Source organism: Arthrobacter sp. MPF02 (assembly GCF_046605375.1).
Lineage (GTDB): Bacteria > Actinomycetota > Actinomycetes > Actinomycetales > Micrococcaceae > Arthrobacter.
In genome coordinates this window covers 3381312-3396617 of record NZ_CP176772.1, presented here as the reverse complement: position 1 = coordinate 3396617, position 15306 = coordinate 3381312, and the positions used below count along the sequence as shown (strand labels likewise).

10 protein-coding genes are annotated in these 15306 nt (G+C 66.2%); 3 read left to right on the top strand and 7 right to left on the bottom strand.

The window, feature by feature from the left end; translation table 11 throughout:
• Positions 1 to 127: 127 nt before the first annotated feature.
• The 3 genes from ACLH0K_RS16095 to ACLH0K_RS16085 all read left to right on the top strand — a co-directional run bounded on the left by ACLH0K_RS16095 (position 128) and on the right by ACLH0K_RS16085 (position 4303).
• Positions 128 to 1234 carry an S-(hydroxymethyl)mycothiol dehydrogenase gene (locus tag ACLH0K_RS16095; RefSeq protein ID WP_411374545.1) on the top strand — a complete coding sequence of 369 codons (1107 nt, stop codon included), beginning with the start codon at positions 128 to 130 and terminating at the stop codon, positions 1232 to 1234.
• Entirely contained in the window at positions 1231 to 1851 is a 621-nt protein-coding gene (locus ACLH0K_RS16090; protein WP_411374544.1) for an MBL fold metallo-hydrolase, read from the top strand. The genes ACLH0K_RS16095 and ACLH0K_RS16090 overlap by 4 nt, the downstream gene beginning before the upstream one ends.
• Before the next feature lie 100 nt (positions 1852 to 1951).
• On the top strand, positions 1952 to 4303 hold the full coding sequence (locus ACLH0K_RS16085; protein WP_411374543.1) for an FdhF/YdeP family oxidoreductase: 2352 nt from the start codon (positions 1952 to 1954) through the stop codon (positions 4301 to 4303).
• A 130-nt stretch (positions 4304 to 4433) separates the two neighbouring features.
• Here the strand turns inward: ACLH0K_RS16085 and ACLH0K_RS16080 are convergent, their stop codons facing one another.
• The 7 genes from ACLH0K_RS16080 to ACLH0K_RS16050 all read right to left on the bottom strand — a co-directional run bounded on the left by ACLH0K_RS16080 (position 4434) and on the right by ACLH0K_RS16050 (position 15285).
• Entirely contained in the window at positions 4434 to 6941 is a 2508-nt protein-coding gene (locus ACLH0K_RS16080) for a GcvT family protein (protein ID WP_411374542.1), read from the bottom strand.
• Positions 6942 to 7228: 287 nt separating this feature from the next.
• On the bottom strand, positions 7229 to 8710 hold the full coding sequence (locus ACLH0K_RS16075) for a catalase (RefSeq protein WP_411374541.1): 1482 nt from the start codon (positions 8708 to 8710) through the stop codon (positions 7229 to 7231).
• 55 nt (positions 8711 to 8765) lie between these two features.
• Positions 8766 to 9644: a formate dehydrogenase accessory sulfurtransferase FdhD gene (gene fdhD / locus ACLH0K_RS16070; RefSeq protein ID WP_411374540.1), complete on the bottom strand. Its 879-nt coding sequence runs from the start codon at positions 9642 to 9644 to the stop codon at positions 8766 to 8768.
• On the bottom strand, positions 9632 to 10948 hold the full coding sequence (locus tag ACLH0K_RS16065; protein WP_411374539.1) for a molybdopterin molybdotransferase MoeA: 1317 nt from the start codon (positions 10946 to 10948) through the stop codon (positions 9632 to 9634). The genes fdhD and ACLH0K_RS16065 overlap by 13 nt, the downstream gene beginning before the upstream one ends.
• 224 nt (positions 10949 to 11172) lie before the next feature.
• Entirely contained in the window at positions 11173 to 12045 is an 873-nt protein-coding gene (locus ACLH0K_RS16060) for a bifunctional 5,10-methylenetetrahydrofolate dehydrogenase/5,10-methenyltetrahydrofolate cyclohydrolase (RefSeq protein ID WP_411374538.1), read from the bottom strand.
• The gene (locus ACLH0K_RS16055) at positions 12042 to 12668 is read right to left on the bottom strand and encodes a cyclodeaminase/cyclohydrolase family protein (RefSeq protein WP_411374537.1); all 627 of its coding nucleotides are present in this window, start codon (positions 12666 to 12668) and stop codon (positions 12042 to 12044) included. The genes ACLH0K_RS16060 and ACLH0K_RS16055 overlap by 4 nt, the downstream gene beginning before the upstream one ends.
• 124 nt (positions 12669 to 12792) lie before the next feature.
• The gene (locus ACLH0K_RS16050) at positions 12793 to 15285 is read right to left on the bottom strand and encodes a GcvT family protein (RefSeq protein ID WP_411374536.1); all 2493 of its coding nucleotides are present in this window, start codon (positions 15283 to 15285) and stop codon (positions 12793 to 12795) included.
• Positions 15286 to 15306: the final 21 nt, after the last annotated feature.

Below are 15306 nucleotides of genomic sequence, written 5' to 3'. Positions count from 1 at the left end.
AGTAAGCGTTATGCGCACCCTGTTGTGTAATACGCAATTGAGGGGCGCGTACTCCTGCTGCGGCGGGTCGACTAAATTGGCAAGTGGTTTGCCGACTCACCGGAACCAGGAAAGGAACACAGGAACAATGGTGCACAAAGTTCAAGCAGTCATCGTCCGGGAGAAGGACGCGCCGGTTTCGTTGGAGACCATCCTGGTGCCGGACCCGGGTCCGGGCGAGGCGCTGGTGGACATTCTCACCTGCGGCGTCTGCCACACGGACCTGCATTACAAGCAGGGCGGCATCGGCAATGACTTCCCTTACCTGTTGGGCCATGAGGCCACTGGCGTGGTCAGCGCCGTCGGCCCTGATGTCACCTCGGTGGCTCCAGGCGACCGGGTGATCCTGAACTGGCGCGCGGTGTGCGGGCAGTGCCGCGCGTGTGCCAAGGGCCAGCCGCAGTACTGCTTCAACACCCACAACGCCACCCAGAAAATGATCCTCGAGGACGGCACCGAACTGTCCCCGGCCCTGGGCATCGGCGCGTTCGCCGAGAAGACCCTGGTTGCCGCAGGGCAGTGCACCAAGGTCGATCCCGAGGTTGATGCTGCCGCCGTCGGCCTGCTCGGCTGCGGCGTGATGGCCGGTATCGGTGCCGCCATCAACACCGGCGAGGTCAAACGCGGCGAGTCGGTTGCCGTGATCGGCTGCGGCGGCGTCGGCATCGCCGCGATCGCCGGGGCAAAGCTGGCGGGTGCGACGACGATCATCGCCGTGGACATCGACGACAACAAGATCGAGATGGCTAAGTCCCTGGGTGCCACCCACGGAATCAACTCCCGGCAGGAGGACGCGGTGGAGGCCATCCGGGCCCTCACCGATGGCAACGGGGCGGACGTGGTGATTGACGCCGTCGGCCGTCCCGAAACCTATAAGCAGGCCTTCTACGCCCGCGACCTCGCCGGCCGCGTGGTCCTGGTGGGCGTGCCGAGGCCGGAAATGCAACTGGAGCTGCCGCTGCTGGACGTCTTTGGCCGTGGCGGATCGCTGAAGTCATCCTGGTACGGCGACTGCCTGCCGTCCCGCGACTTCCCGATGCTGGTCTCGCACTACAAGCAGGGCAACCTGGACCTGGATGCCTTCGTCTCCGAACGGATCACGATCGACCAGGTGGAGGAAGCCTTCCACAAGATGCACGAAGGCAAGGTCCTGCGTTCCGTTGTTGAAATCCAGCCGGAGAGGGCACCCGCATGAGCGTCACCATCGAAAACCTGGTCACCTCGGGCACGTTTTCGCTCGACGGCGGCACGTGGGACGTGGACAACAACGTCTGGATCGTGGGTGATGACACCGAGTGCGTGATCATCGATTCCCCGCACGACGCCCAGGCCATCATCAACCAGGTAAAGGGCCGGACGGTGAAGGCAATCCTGCTGACCCACGCGCACAACGACCACATCGGCGCCGCCCGCGAGGTCTCCGAAGCAGTGGGGGCCCCGATCTACCTGAACCCGGAGGACCTGGTCCTGTGGAAGCAGGTCTACCCGGACTTTGAGCCGCACCGGCAGCACGCCGACGGCGACGAGTTCCAGGTGGGCGGCGCAACGCTGAAGGCCATCCACACGCCGGGCCACTCGCCGGGATCCACTTGCTTTTACCTGGAAAGCGAAGGAACGGTCTTCACCGGGGACACGCTGTTCAACGGCGGCCCGGGTGCCACCGGGCGGTCCTACAGCGACTACCCCACTATCCTGGCTTCCATCCGCGAACGGCTGCTTACCCTGCCGGGTGACACCCTGGTCCGCACCGGCCACGGCGACAACACCACCATCGCGGCGGAGCAGGAAACGCTGGCCAAGGCTCCCCAGTAGCCAACGCAGTTATCAGTGTGTGCCATGGAGGCGCGCCAGGAAGCCCTGGCGCGCCTCCATGGCGAACGAACAACCCAAGCCGGTAAGGAAAGTTGGAACGATGAAGTTCGGTAAGCAGCCCGCCCCCGTGGAGGACATCAACGAAGACGACCTTGAAGTCCGTAAGCCCAAGACTGAGGCTGCCGGCGTCAAGGCCGTGATGGTTGCGCTGGAGCGTGCGGTGGCGCAGGCAGGCGTGACCCGTACGGCGCAGTCGCTGCTGCGGTTGAACCAGCGCGGCGGATTCGACTGCCCGGGCTGTGCCTGGCCGGAATCGGACAAGAAGCGCAAGGCCGCCGAGTTCTGTGAAAACGGCGCCAAGGCCGTGGCCGAGGAAAACACCCTGCGCACGGTGGGTGCGGAGTTCTGGGCCAGGCACTCCGTCAAGGAGCTCTCGGAGAAGACCGAGTACTGGCTGGGTAACCAGGGCCGCCTGAGCGAACCGGTGGTCATCCGCCCCGGCGATACCCACTACTCGCCGATTTCCTGGGCGGAGGCGTTCGAGCTGATCGGTGAACACTTCCGGGCCACCACCGCGGACCGGTGCGTGTTCTACACCTCCGGGCGCACCGCGAACGAGACGGCGTTCATGTACCAGCTCTTCGCCCGTGCGCTGGGCACCAACAACCTACCGGACTGCTCAAACATGTGCCACGAGTCCTCCGGCTCTGCCCTGAATCCCACGATCGGGATCGGCAAGGGCACAGTGTCCCTGGATGACATCCACGATTCCGAACTGATCTTTGTGGTGGGCCAGAACCCGGGGACCAACCACCCGCGCATGCTGTCGGCGTTGAAGGAGTGCAAGGACAAGGGCGGGAAGGTGGTGGCGGTGAACCCGCTGCCCGAGGCCGGGCTGTTCAACTTCAAGGACCCGCAGACCGTCTCCGGCGTCGTCGGCGGCGGCACCCCGCTCGCTGACGAGTACCTGCAGATCAAGGTCGGCGGCGACCTGGCCCTGTTCCAGGCCCTGGGCCACCTGCTCCTGGCCGAGGAAGAGAAGAACCCGGGCACCGTCGTCGACCATTCCTTCGTCGCCGCGCAGACCGACGGGTTCGACGCCTACGTCCAGGCCCGTGCCACCCTGGACTGGGAGGAGACCGAGAAGGCCACCGGCCTGACCCGGGAGCAGATCGAAAAGGTCGCCGGCATGCTCATTGCGTCCAAGGCGTCCATCTTCTGCTGGGCCCTTGGCGTGACACAGCAGCCGCACTCGGTGGACACCATCAAGGAAATGGTCAACGTCCTGTTGCTGCAGGGCAACTTTGGCAAGCCCGGCGCCGGCGCCTGCCCCGTCCGCGGCCACTCGAATGTCCAGGGCGACCGGACCATGGGCATCTGGGAAAAACCCAAGGAAGGGCTCCTGGCGGCCCTGGACGCCGAGTTCGGCATCAAGTCCCCCCGCCACCACGGTTACGACGCCGTGGAGGCCATGGTGGCCTTTGAACGCAACGAGGTGGACGTGTTCGTGTCCATGGGCGGCAACTTCTCCCTGGCCTGCTCGGACACTGAGATGCTGGAGGCCGGGATGCAGCGGATTGGGTTGACCGTGCACATCTCCACCAAGCCCAACCGCTCCCATATCGTCCACGGCCGCACCTCCCTGATCCTGCCCACCCTCGGCCGGACGGACAAGGACGACAAGCACCCCAAGGGCGCCCAGTTCCTCTCCGTTGAGGACTCCATGTCCGTGGTCCATTCCACCCAGGGCCGGCTCACCCCGGTCTCGGAGCACCTGCTCGCCGAACCCGTGATCGTGGCCCGGATGGCCGAGGCGACCTTCGGCCCGGACCACCCCGTCAACTGGCGGGCGATGGCTGAGGACTACGACGTGATCCGGGACCACATCGAACGGGTCCTGCCCGGCTTCGAGGACTTCAACGCCCGGGTGAGGACCAAGAACGGGTTCGTGCTGCCCAACCCGCCACGGGACACCCGCTCCTTTGCCACGGACATCGGCCGCGGCCGGTTCACCGTCAGCCCGCTGGAATACCTCACCCCGCCGCCGGGGCACCTGGTCCTGCAGACCATCCGCAGCCACGACCAGTACAACACCACCTACTACGGCCTGGACGATCGCTACCGCGGCATCTCCGGCGGCCGCCGCGTCATCCTCATCCACCCCGAAGACCTCGTAGAGCTCGGGTACCAGGACCGCGACCTCGTGGACGTCATCAGCACCTTCGGCGGCCACGACCGCAAAGCCGACAAGTTCCGCCTCGTGGCCTACCCCACCGCCAAGGGCTGCGCCGCCGCCTACTTCCCCGAAGCCAACGTCCTGGTCCACAAAGACAACGTCGCCCGCGAATCCAACACCCCCGGCTTCAAAGCCATGTTCGTCCGCTTCGAACCCCACAACGCCGAAGCAGCAGCTGCCTCTGAGGAAGCCCTGGAGCCGGCAACGGCAGGCTAGGAACCCACAGCGCCACAAAGCCCGCCTCCCCGCTGAATCAGCAGGGAGGCGGGGCTTTTGGCACAAAAAAGGCCGGAAGTGGAGGTTCCACTTCCGGCCCTTATTTCGGCGGCTCGAGCACCGCGGCGCATCAGCCGCGGAGGCGCTCCATTCCCGGGTCCACCAGCGGTTCGGCGCTGACGGTGGCAGCCACGCGCTTGCCGAAGTATTCAATTTCCACAGCATCACCGATTTCGACGGCGGACGGCAGCCAGGCGTAGGCGATCGGCTTGCGCACCGTGTAGCCGTAGGCGGCGCTGGTGACATAGCCCGCGGTTTCCCCGGCCACGTACACCGGTTCCTTGCCCAGCACCACTGAGGTGCCGTCGTCGACCGTCAGGCAGCGCAGCGTCCTGGCAGCGGGCTGCTCCTTGCGCTCCGCCAGCGCCTCCGCGCCCACAAAACCGGTCTTGTCCTTCGCCACGGAGAAGCCAAGGCCGGACTGGTAGGGGTGGTGCTCCGAGGTCACGTCCGTGCCCCACAGCCGGTAGCCCTTCTCCAGGCGCAGGCTGTTGAACGCGCCGCGGCCGGCGGCGATGATGCCGTGCTCCTGGCCGGCCTCGAACAGCAGATCCCAGAGCTTAAGGCCGTATTCGGCCGTGGTGTAGAGCTCCCAGCCCAGCTCGCCCACGTAGGACAGGCGCATGGCCGTGACGGGGATGCCGCCCACGGAGATTTCCTTGGTGCGGAAGTACTTCAGGCCGTCGTTGCTGAGGTCGTCGGTGCTGACCTTGCCGATGACCTCGCGGGCAAGCGGGCCCCACAGCCCGATGCAGCAGGTGCTGCCGGTGATGTCGGTGACGTGCACCCACTTGGCGGGATCCGCGGCCGACTGCTTGCGGGCCTCAACGCGCAGGTAGTCGAAGTCCACATTGCTGTTCACGCCGAGCTGGAAGTCTTCCTCCCCGAGGCGGGCGACGGTCACGTCGCTGCGGATGCCGCCGTCGCGCTCCAGCAGCAGGCAGTAAGTGACCGCACCGGGCTTCTTGGCAATGTTCCCTGTGCTCAGCCGGTGCAGCAGCTCCTGGGCGCCCGGTCCGTTGACGGCCAGCCGCTTCAGCGGCGTCATATCGTAAAGCGCGACGGCGGTACGCGTCTTCCACGCTTCGGCCGCGGAAATGGGGGAGGAGAACATGGCGGCCCAGGGCTCGCGTTCCGGAGCCTGCCACTCGGCCGGCAGTACGTCCAGCAGGGGGCGGTTGGCCTCGAACCAGTGCGGGCGCTCCCAGGCGGCAGATTCCAGGAAGAACGCGCCCAGTTCCTTCTGCCGGACATTGAAGGGGCTGACGCGCAGGTCCCGCGGGGACTCCTTGGGCTGCAGCGGGTGCAGGACGTCGTAGATCTCCACGAAGTTCTGCTGCGAGGTCTCGCTGACGTAGGCGTCGGAGGTCTGGACCTTCTCGAAGCGGCTGAGCTCGGTGCCGTGCAGGTCGGTGCGGGAGCGGCCTTCTACCAACAGTTCGGCGACGGCCTTGGCCACACCTGCGGAGTGTGTCACCCAGACGGCCTCGGCAACGAAGAAGCCGGCGAGCTCCGGGGCTTCGCCGATCAGCGGGCCGCCGTCCGGTGTGAAGGAGAAGATGCCGTTGAAGCCGTCCTGGATCTCGGCGCTGCGCAATGCCGGCAGCAGGTCCTGGCTGTCTTCCCACGCGGGCAAGAAGTCTTCAAGGGTGAAGTCCAGGCGGGAGGGCATGCGGTGCTCGGACATCTCGCCGGCCGGCACCTTCGGCAGGGCCGCCATGTCCACGGGCATGGGCTTGTGGGCGTAGCTGCCGATGCCGATCCGGTTGCCCCATTCGCGGTAGTACAGATCCCTGTCCTGGTAGCGCAGGATGGGCTTGCTGGCACCCTTCGGGAGCTCGTTGACGCCCTCGAGTTCGGCAAGGGGAGTGCTGACGGCGTACTGGTGTGCCAGCGGCAGCAGCGGCACCTCAAGGCCCACCATCCTGCCTAGCTCACGGCCCCAGAACCCTGCGCAGGACACCACGATGTCGGCAGGAACCACGCCGGAGGAGGTCTCGACGCCGGTGACCTTGCCGGCCTCCTGGGAGATGCCGGTGACGGTGGTGGACCCAAGGTAGGTCACGCCGCGTTCGCTGGAGCGCTCGATCAGCAGCTGCACGGCACGTGCCGCCAGGGCGAGCCCGTCGGTGGGGATGAGCAGGCCGCCCAGGATTTCGCGGCCGCCGGTGAGCTTGCCTGTGTTCAGCAGCGGGTAGATTTTCTGGCATTCGTCGGCGTCGATGATCCGGCTCTCGACGCCCCAGGAGGTCATCACGCCCATCTTGCGCTTGAGGTCGGCCAGGCGCTCGGGAGTGGTCGCCAGCTCCAGGCCGCCCACCTGGTTGAAGCAGGACTGGCCGTCCTTGCTCAGGCCGAGCAGCTTGTTGACGGTGTAGGTGGCGAACTCCGTCATGGTCTTGGAGGGGTTGTTCTGGAACACCAGGCCGGGTGCGTGCGAGGTGGACCCTCCGGCGAGCTCCAGCGGCCCCTGTTCCACCACTGTGATGCTGGTCCAACCGCGGCTTGCCAGCTCGTCGGCGAGGTTGGCGCCGACGATGCCGGCTCCGATGATGACAACGCGTGGTGCTGCGCTCATGGTGTGTGGTTCTCCTGGTTGGCGTTGGCGGAAGCCGGCGTCGTTGTAGTCATGGTGCTTCTTAGCGCCATAGGCAACAAGCGTCACGATATGCAACAACACAGTGACGCAGGTCACGGGCGATGTCAAGAATTTCCCGGTTTATTGCACCCTTCTCGTTACTGCGTCCGGCGCCTTAGACACGGGTGCAGGCGCCGGATGACGCCGTTGGGTACGTATGGCAAAGAACCGCCCTGCCACTGGTGTTGTGGCGGGGCGGTTCTGTGCTGGTTTGGTTGGGTGTGGGGTTAGCCGATCTTGTTGGCTGCCTCGGCTTCGGTGAGGGAGGCTGCTCCGAGGTTGGCGCGGAGTTTGGCGCCGAGTTCGGCGTCGACGTTGGTCCAGTACTGGATGGCGCGTTCTTTGATGCCGGGGCTCTTGACGCCGCCCACGGCGCCGGTGATGGTTTCGAGGAAGCGGGCCTTGGCTGCTTCGTCGTAGACCTCGCGGTAGAGGGTGCCGGCCTGGACGAAGTCGCTGTCCTCGGCGTGCAGGGAGTGCGCGGCGAGGGTCAGTTCGCCGTCGTTTTCCCAGCCGCCGGCGGGGTTTTGCGGTTCAACAGCTGCCGGTCCGCCCATGGTGTTCGGCGCGTACACCGGAACAGTGGGGGCGTTGAAGTGGTAGCGGGCTGCGCCGTCCTGGCTGTAGTTGTGGACGGTGTTTTTGGGCTGGTTGACCGGGATCTGGGCGTGGTTGGTGCCGACCCGGTAGCGGTGGGCGTCGGCGTAGGAGAAGATGCGGGCCTGGAGCATTTTGTCCGGGGACGCGGCGATGCCGGGCACGAAGTTGGACGGGGCGAAGGTGGCCTGTTCGATCTGCGCGAAGTAGTTTTCCGGGTTCTTGTTCAGTTCCATGGTGCCGACCTTGATCAGCGGGTAGTCCGCGTGGGGCCAGACCTTGGTCAGGTCGAACGGGTTGAACCGGTAGGTCTTGGCGTCCTCGTAGGGCATGACCTGCACGTGCAGGTCCCAGGAGGGCAGGTTCCCGGCTTCGATGTTCTCGTGCAGGTCGCGGATGTAGAAGTCGGCGTCGGACCCGGCCAGGGCTTCTGCTTCCTCGCTGGTGAGGTTCTTGACGCCCTGGTTGGAGTGGAAGTGGTACTTGACCCAGAACCGCTCGCCGGCTTCGTTGATCCACTGGTAGGTGTGTGAGCCGTAGCCCTGCATTTCGCGCCAGGACGCGGGCAGGCCGCGGTCGCCCATGAGCCAGGTGACCTGGTGTGCGGATTCGGGGGACAGGGTCCCGAAGTCCCACTGCATGTCCGCGTCGCGCAGGTGCGAGCCGGGCAGGCGCTTCTGGGAGTGGATGAAGTCCGGGAACTTGATCCCGTCGCGGATGAAGAACACCGGGGTGTTGTTGCCCACCAGGTCGTAGTTGCCCTCGGAGGTGTAGAACTTCACGGCGAACCCGCGCGGGTCCCGCCAGGTGTCCGGGGACCCGTTTTCACCGGCGACGGAGGAGAACCGGATCAGCATTTCAGTCTCGACACCGGGCTGCAGGAACGCGGCCTTGGTGTACTTCGAGATGTCCCCGGTGGTCTTGAACGTGCCGAACGCACCGCCGCCCTTGGCGTGCACCACACGCTCCGGCACCCGCTCACGGTTGAACTGGGCCAGCTTCTCCACCAGGTAGTGATCCGTCAGGATGATGGCACCATCGGCACCAACCGACTTCGAATGCGAATCAGACGTAACCGGCGCACCGGACTGGGTCGTCGAAATGGCAGTCAATTGTTCTCCTATTACTTTGTTTCTTGGGAAGGGGAAGAAGGAAGGGGGAGCACGCTCACAGCTGAGCAAACTCCTCGTCGCGGGCCACTGTGCGGGGACGTTCAAGCCGCTCCCGGCCCGCGTAGACGTTAAGGCTGTGGCCCCTGCTGAACCCCGCCAGGGTCAGCCCCGTCTCGGCGGCAAGGTCCACTGCCAGGCTTGAGGGCGCGCTGACCGCGGAGAGGACGGGAATACCGGCCAGTGCCGCCTTCTGGACCAGCTCGAAGGATGCCCTGCCGGACACCTGGAGGACGGTACCGGTCAACGGCAGCAGTCCCTGCCGCAGCGCCCAGCCCACCACCTTGTCAACGGCATTGTGCCGGCCCACGTCCTCGCGAAGGCACAGCAGCTCGGGCTCGCCGTCCTGTACGCGGAACAGGCCGGCAGCGTGGACACCGCCGGTCTTGTCGAACACCGCCTGGGCTTCGCGCAGCCGTTCGGGCAGCCCGGCCAGGACGTCCACGGGTATCCGCACCCCGTCCTGGCCGGGGTTGTAGTGCAGGGTCTTGCGGACCGCCTCGATCGACTCCGTTCCGCAGATGCCGCAGGAGCTGGAGGTGTAGACGTGCCGCATGGTGTCCGGGAGCGGGACGTCGGGCCGGAGCTGGGCGTCCACCACATTCAGGGTCTGCTCCTGGTCGGCGCCGGCGCAGAAGCGCAGGGACGTGAGCTCGGACTGGTGGCGGATGATGCCTTCCGAAACGAGGAATCCCGCCACGAGGTCGAAGTCATCCCCGGGGGTCCGCATGGTAACGGCGAAGGAACGCCCTCCAAGCCGGATCTCGAGCGGCTCCTCGGCGGCAATAACGTCTTCCTTGTGGCGGACGGGATACTCGGCGCCGGATCCGTCCAGGTGGAAGCGGTGGATTTTGCGGCGCTGGGTCATGCGTGCCATGGGGTGTTCCGTCCTTGGCTGCTCGTGGAATACGTGGGTGCGGGTGCCTGCGTCCAGGGAAGGGGGAGCACCGGAACCGGTTCGCCTGCGTCAACTCCGCCGGGAGGTACAGCCATCACGCCGTCCGCCCAGGCGAGGCCGCGCATCATGCCGGGAGCAGTGTGGGAAACCGGGAACACCAGCCCGGACAGGAACCGGCAGGGAATAAGGCGCGTCCGGCCCCTGCCCTCGCTGAAGCCGCTGTCTGCCTCGACGTCACTGCCGGAAAGAACCTGCTCCACTTCCTGCAGGGGTGCGCCGGCGAGGGCCGCCAGCAGGGGCGCGCCGAGAGTGCTCAGCGCCATCATGGCTGCCAGGGGATTGCCCGGCAGTCCGACGACGAACCGGCCGTCGGCGAGTTCGGCCAGGACGGCGGGGTGGCCGGGACGCATGGCAATGCCGTCCAGGAGCAGGCGCCCGCCGAGCGCTGCCACGGCCGCGCGGAAGTGGTCCGTTCCGGATTTTCCGGTTCCGCCGGTGGTGATCACCACGTCGGCGGGGGAAGTGGAATCCGCGGACGTCTCCTGGAGGGCCGTGGTCCAGCCGTCAAAGGAATCGCCGATCCTGCGGGTTATGCCGGGGATGCCGTCCAGCTGGGTGATTACGGTATCCAGTTGGGGTCCGAAGGTGTCCCGGACCTGGCCGGGAGCAGGAATACCCTGCGTCACCACTTCCGAACCGGTCAGGACGACGGCAACCACCGGCTTGGCCTTCACTTCGAGTTCATCCAGGCCTGCCACAGCAGCCAGGGCGGTGTGCGCGGGGTTGAGGACGGTGCCGGCGGGAATCAGTACTTCGCCTTCCAGCGCCTCGGTCCCGGCGGGGCGGATGTGCTGGCCCCGCCGCGGCTCGCCGGGCTTTGCATCCGGGCGGAGCGCCAAAACCGGTTTCCCTTCGGAACCGTCAGTGATGTGTCCGCTTTCCTTCCGCAGGACGGCGTCGGCGCCTGCGGGCACCAGGGCACCTGTGGCGATGGTGCTGGCCTGTCCCGGCGAGAGGGGCAGGCCAGCCGGCACCAATTGCCATGGCCCGGCGCCGTTGACGGACCAGCCGTCCATCGCGGCGGAGACATAGTGCGGCAGGTCCTGCAGCGCGGTTACCGGGCGGACCAGGGTGCGTCCGGCAGCCTCCCGAAGGGGGACGGAGACGGACGGCAGGGGCGCGGCGCACCCGAATGCCAGTTGCCTGGCCTCGGCCCAGGAAACCGAGTGCAGTCCCGCCGGTTTCCGGGAGGCAGGAGCGGCGACTGTGTCACTGGCGGTCATTGGTGCCCCCTACATACAAGTGGAACGCCCCGGCAACGGTGCCGGGGCTTCTGGTTTGGGGCTTTTGCCGCCTGCCCCCGTTGCCCGGGAGCGGTGCTTCGATGAGGAATACCTCCCCAGGTTTCAGGCCATCGAAGCACCAGTCTCGGGCAACGGGGGTTGAATATCTATCGCCGTATCAAAAATATATCAGTTGCATATTAGGCGAAAAGTGGAAGCTGTGTCTAGGCATTTTCAAGAAGGAGGGCTGGAGACTGCTTCCGCGCCGCTTCCACTGTGTGAAGCAGCAGCAGCGCGGTGGTCACCGAACCGACGCCGCCGGGGACCGGGGTCAAAGCGGCAGCCACACCATCAACGCTTGCCGCATCCACGTCCCCTACCAGCGAGCCGTCGGGCAGCACATTCGTGCCGACGTCGACCACCGTTGCCTTGGCGGAGACATGGCTGCCGCCAAGCAGGCCTGTCCTGCCGGCAGCCACCACCACGACGTCCGCGTCCTTGGTGTGCCGCTCCAGCGGGCCGGACCGGGAATGGCAGACCGTGACGGCGGCGTCCCGTTCCAGCAACAACAGGGACAGCGGCTTTCCGACGACGGCGGAGCGGCCAACAACCACCACGTCACGTCCCGCGACCGGGACCGAGTAGTGGTCCAGGATTTCGACGACGGAGCGCGCGGTGGCGGGCGCAAAGGCCGGCTGACCCACGGCAAGGCGGCCAAGGCTCAGGGGGTTTGCCCCGTCGATGTCCTTCTCCGGCGCAATCAGGCCCACCAGCGCATCGGCCCGGACCCCCGCGGGCAGCGGTGTCTGCAGGATGATGCCGCTGACCGATGGTTCCGCACTCAAGTCGCGGAGGACACTGGCCAGGACCTGTTCCGTCGCGTCATGGCCGAGGTCCACGATCCGGCAGCCGACTCCGGCGCTTTCTGCTGCCCGCTCGATGGAGCGGACATACCAGTGGGTGGATTCATCGTCGGTTGCAATGACAACGGCGAGGGCGGGGCGCACGCCGTCCTGCTCGAGGTTCCGGACTTCATCCTGGACCCGTTGCCGGATGACAGCCGCGAGGGGTTTTCCTGAAAGGGTTACTGTGCTCAACTGAGGATCCTTTCGCGTACACGGAAGACGAGGTTGTCTGCTGCCAGGACCACTTTGTCCTCAAGGCCGTCGGTCTGCCGCGCAAGCGATGAACGCGCAGCCTGGTCCTTGATGGCCACAACGTTGATGTCGATGTTCACCCGTGCGGTGGTTGCGGCTGCGCGGGCGGCGTCGGCGGCGGCTGCGACGTCGCTGATGACGTTCGCGTTGGCAACGTCGAAGAGTTCGGTGGCGAGGTCGACCACTCCACCGGCCACACTGATGAGCCGGGCGGGGGTCTGCGCCGCCTGGATGAGGGCTTCCTGGACAGCTGCCGTCTTTGCGGCTTTCAGCTCCGGGCTGTCGGACGGGAGCTTGTAGGCGTCGATGACGGCCTGGAAGGCATCTTCGTCGGCGTCGGCAAGGCGAAGTGCATCTGTTGTGAGCTGGTCGGCGGCTTCGGTGATCCGCTGCACCAGCGCGGCGTGCTGCTCGTATTTGCTGCCGGTGGTGTAGCGGGCAACCATGGCCACCAGGGCCGCGCCCTGTGCGGCGTGCAGGGCAGCTGCGGCCCCGCCGCCGGGAGTGGGCTGCCGGGAGGCGAGCCGGGTGAGGTAGCTGTTGATTGTCTCTGAACTGATCATGTGTCCGTTCCTGGCTGGAAGCTTTGATGGCCGGATAAAGGGCGGCGGCCCGGACTCGGTTGCGAGGGATGAGTCCGGGCCGCCGCCCTTGCAGATGGCCGGTGCACCGGCACCGGCCTGGCCTTTAGCCGCGGAGCCGGGTCATCTTGGGGTCGTACAGCGGGTCCTCGGTCACGGTCGCCGGGATGCGGCGGCCGAAGTATTCGATTTCGACCGAGTCGCCGATTGACACCGTGCTCGGCAGGTACGCGTAGGCGATGGGAGTTGCCACGGTGTAGCCGTAGGCCGCGCTGGTGACGTAACCCGCAACCGCGTCCTTGTAGTACACCGGTTCCTTGCCCAGCACGATGCTGCGGCCGTCGTCGACCGTCAGGCAGCGCAGGCGGCGTGCCGAGTTTTCCTCGGTGCGACCTTCCAGGGCAGCCTTGCCGACGAAGTTGTCCTTGGCCATCTTGACGGCGAAGCCGAGGCCTGCCTCGAAGGGATCGTGCTCCGTGGTCATGTCGGTGCCCCAGGAGCGGTAGCCCTTTTCGAGGCGGAGCGAGCTGAATGCCGCGCGGCCTGCGGCGATGATGCCGTGGGGCTGGCCGGCCTTCCACAGGGCATCCCAGAGGCGCTGGCCGTTGTCGGCGCTGGTGTACAGTTCCCAGCCGAGCTCACCGACGTAGGACAGCCGCATGGCGGTGACCGGGACGCCGCCGATGACGACCTGCTTGGACCGGAAGTATTTCAAGCCGTCGTTGGAGAAGTCGTCGCTGCTGACTGCGCCGACCACTTCACGGGCAAGGGGGCCCCAGAGACCGATGCAGCAGGTGCCGCCGGTGGTGTCGCGCACCTGGACCCAGTCGCTGGCGCTTCCGCTTTCCGTCTGGTGGCGGGCGGCGCGCTCGAAGTAGGCGGTGTCGATGTTGCCGTTGGCGCCCAGCTGGAAGGTGTCCTCGCTCAGGCGCGCCACAGTGATGTCGCTTCGGATGCCGCCGGCGTGGTCCAGCAGGAGGGTGTACGTGACCGCGCCGGGCTTCTTGTCCAGGTCCGCCGTGGTGAGCTCCTGCAGGAGCTTGAGGGCGCCCGGGCCGGAGATTTCCAGGCGCTTGAGCGGAGTCATGTCGTACATGGCGACGGCAGTGCGGGTCTTCCATGCTTCAGCGGCCGCGATGGGTGAGCTGAACATGCCGGACCAGGCGTCGCGTGCCTTCGGCTGCCACTCTGCGGGCATTTCCTTGAGCAGCTCGGCGTTGGCCTCGAACCAGTAGGGGCGTTCCCAGCCGCCGCCCTCCAGGAAGTACCCGCCCAACTCCTTGTGCCGGGCATGGAACGGGCTGACCCGCAAATTGCGCGGAGACAGCTTGGGCTGGAGCGGGTGCAGGACGTCGTAGATCTCCACGAAGTTCTGCTGGGAGGTCTCGCTGACGTACTCCGGGGTGAGCTGTACGTCCTCGAAGCGGTGGATGTCGCAGTCGCCCAGGTCGATGGAGGACTTGCCGGTGGTGAGCAGTTCGGCCACGGCGCGGGCGATGCCGGCGGAGTGGGTCACCCACACGGCTTCGGCCACGAAGAAGCCGTCCAGTTCCTTGGACTCGCCCACCAGGGAGCCGCCGTCGGGGGTAAAGGAGAAGATGCCGTTGAAGCCGTCCTCGATTTCGCTCTCGCGCAGGGCGGGCAGCAGCTGCTTGGTGGCTTCCCATGCCGGGAGGAAGTCCTCGACGGTGAAGTCCAGGCGGGACGGCATGTTGTGCTCGCTGATCTCGTTCGGCTTGAAGGTGCCGAGTTCGTCCAGGTCCACGGGCATGGGCTTGTGGGCGTAGGAGCCGATGCCGTAGCGGTCGCCGTGCTCGCGGTAGTAAAGGTCCTGGTCCTGGTGGCGGAGGATGGGCAGCTGAGCGCCATTGGGAAGCTCGTTCTTGCCCTGCTGCGCCGGGACCGGGGTGGTCTTTACGTACTGGTGTGCCAGCGGCAGGAGCGGTACGGACATGCCGATCAGCTCGCCGACCTTTGCGCCCCAGAATCCGGCGCAGGAGATCACGATTTCAGCCGGGATCACGCCGTCGGGCGTCTGGACGCCCGTAACGCGGCGGCCGGACTGCTCAATGCCGGTGACTTCGGTGTTGCCGATGTACTTCACGCCGGCGGCTTCGGTGCGCTTGATCAGCAGCTGCACTGCGCGGGCGGCGCTGGCAAGGCCGTCGCTCGGGACGTGCAGGCCGCCCAGGATCTCCTCCTCGTTCAGGAGCGGGTACAGCTCCTTGCATTCGGCAGGGGAGAGGATGGAGCCCTCAATGCCCCAGGAGGCTGCGTAACCGAGCTTGCGCTTCAGGTCGGTGAGGCGGGTTTCCGTGGTGGCAACTTCCAGTCCGCCTACCTGGTTGAAGCAGCTGACGCCGTCCTCGGTCAGGGACAGCAGCTTTTCCACCGTGTACTTGGCGAAAAGTGCCATGGACTTGGAGGGGTTGGTCTGGAAGACCAGGCCGGGGGCGTGGGACGTGGATCCACCCGGCATGTTGAGTGGGCCCTGGTCCAAAACCGTGATGTTGTTCCAGCCCCTGGTGACGAGTTCGTCGGCCAGGTTGGTTCCGACGATGCCGGCTCCGATGATGACAATGCGTGGCGTCGATTCCATGTGGTTCTCCTGCTGAATCTT

Coding starts and splice junctions, on each gene's coding strand:
- ACLH0K_RS16095 (WP_411374545.1), top strand. CDS start 128: ATGGTGCACAAAGTTCAAGCAGTCATCGTCCGGGAGAAGGACGCGCCG.
- ACLH0K_RS16090 (WP_411374544.1), top strand. CDS start 1,231: ATGAGCGTCACCATCGAAAACCTGGTCACCTCGGGCACGTTTTCGCTC.
- ACLH0K_RS16085 (WP_411374543.1), top strand. CDS start 1,952: ATGAAGTTCGGTAAGCAGCCCGCCCCCGTGGAGGACATCAACGAAGAC.
- ACLH0K_RS16080 (WP_411374542.1), bottom strand. CDS start 6,941: ATGAGCGCAGCACCACGCGTTGTCATCATCGGAGCCGGCATCGTCGGC.
- fdhD (WP_411374540.1), bottom strand. CDS start 9,644: ATGGCACGCATGACCCAGCGCCGCAAAATCCACCGCTTCCACCTGGAC.
- ACLH0K_RS16065 (WP_411374539.1), bottom strand. CDS start 10,948: ATGACCGCCAGTGACACAGTCGCCGCTCCTGCCTCCCGGAAACCGGCG.
- ACLH0K_RS16055 (WP_411374537.1), bottom strand. CDS start 12,668: ATGATCAGTTCAGAGACAATCAACAGCTACCTCACCCGGCTCGCCTCC.
- ACLH0K_RS16050 (WP_411374536.1), bottom strand. CDS start 15,285: ATGGAATCGACGCCACGCATTGTCATCATCGGAGCCGGCATCGTCGGA.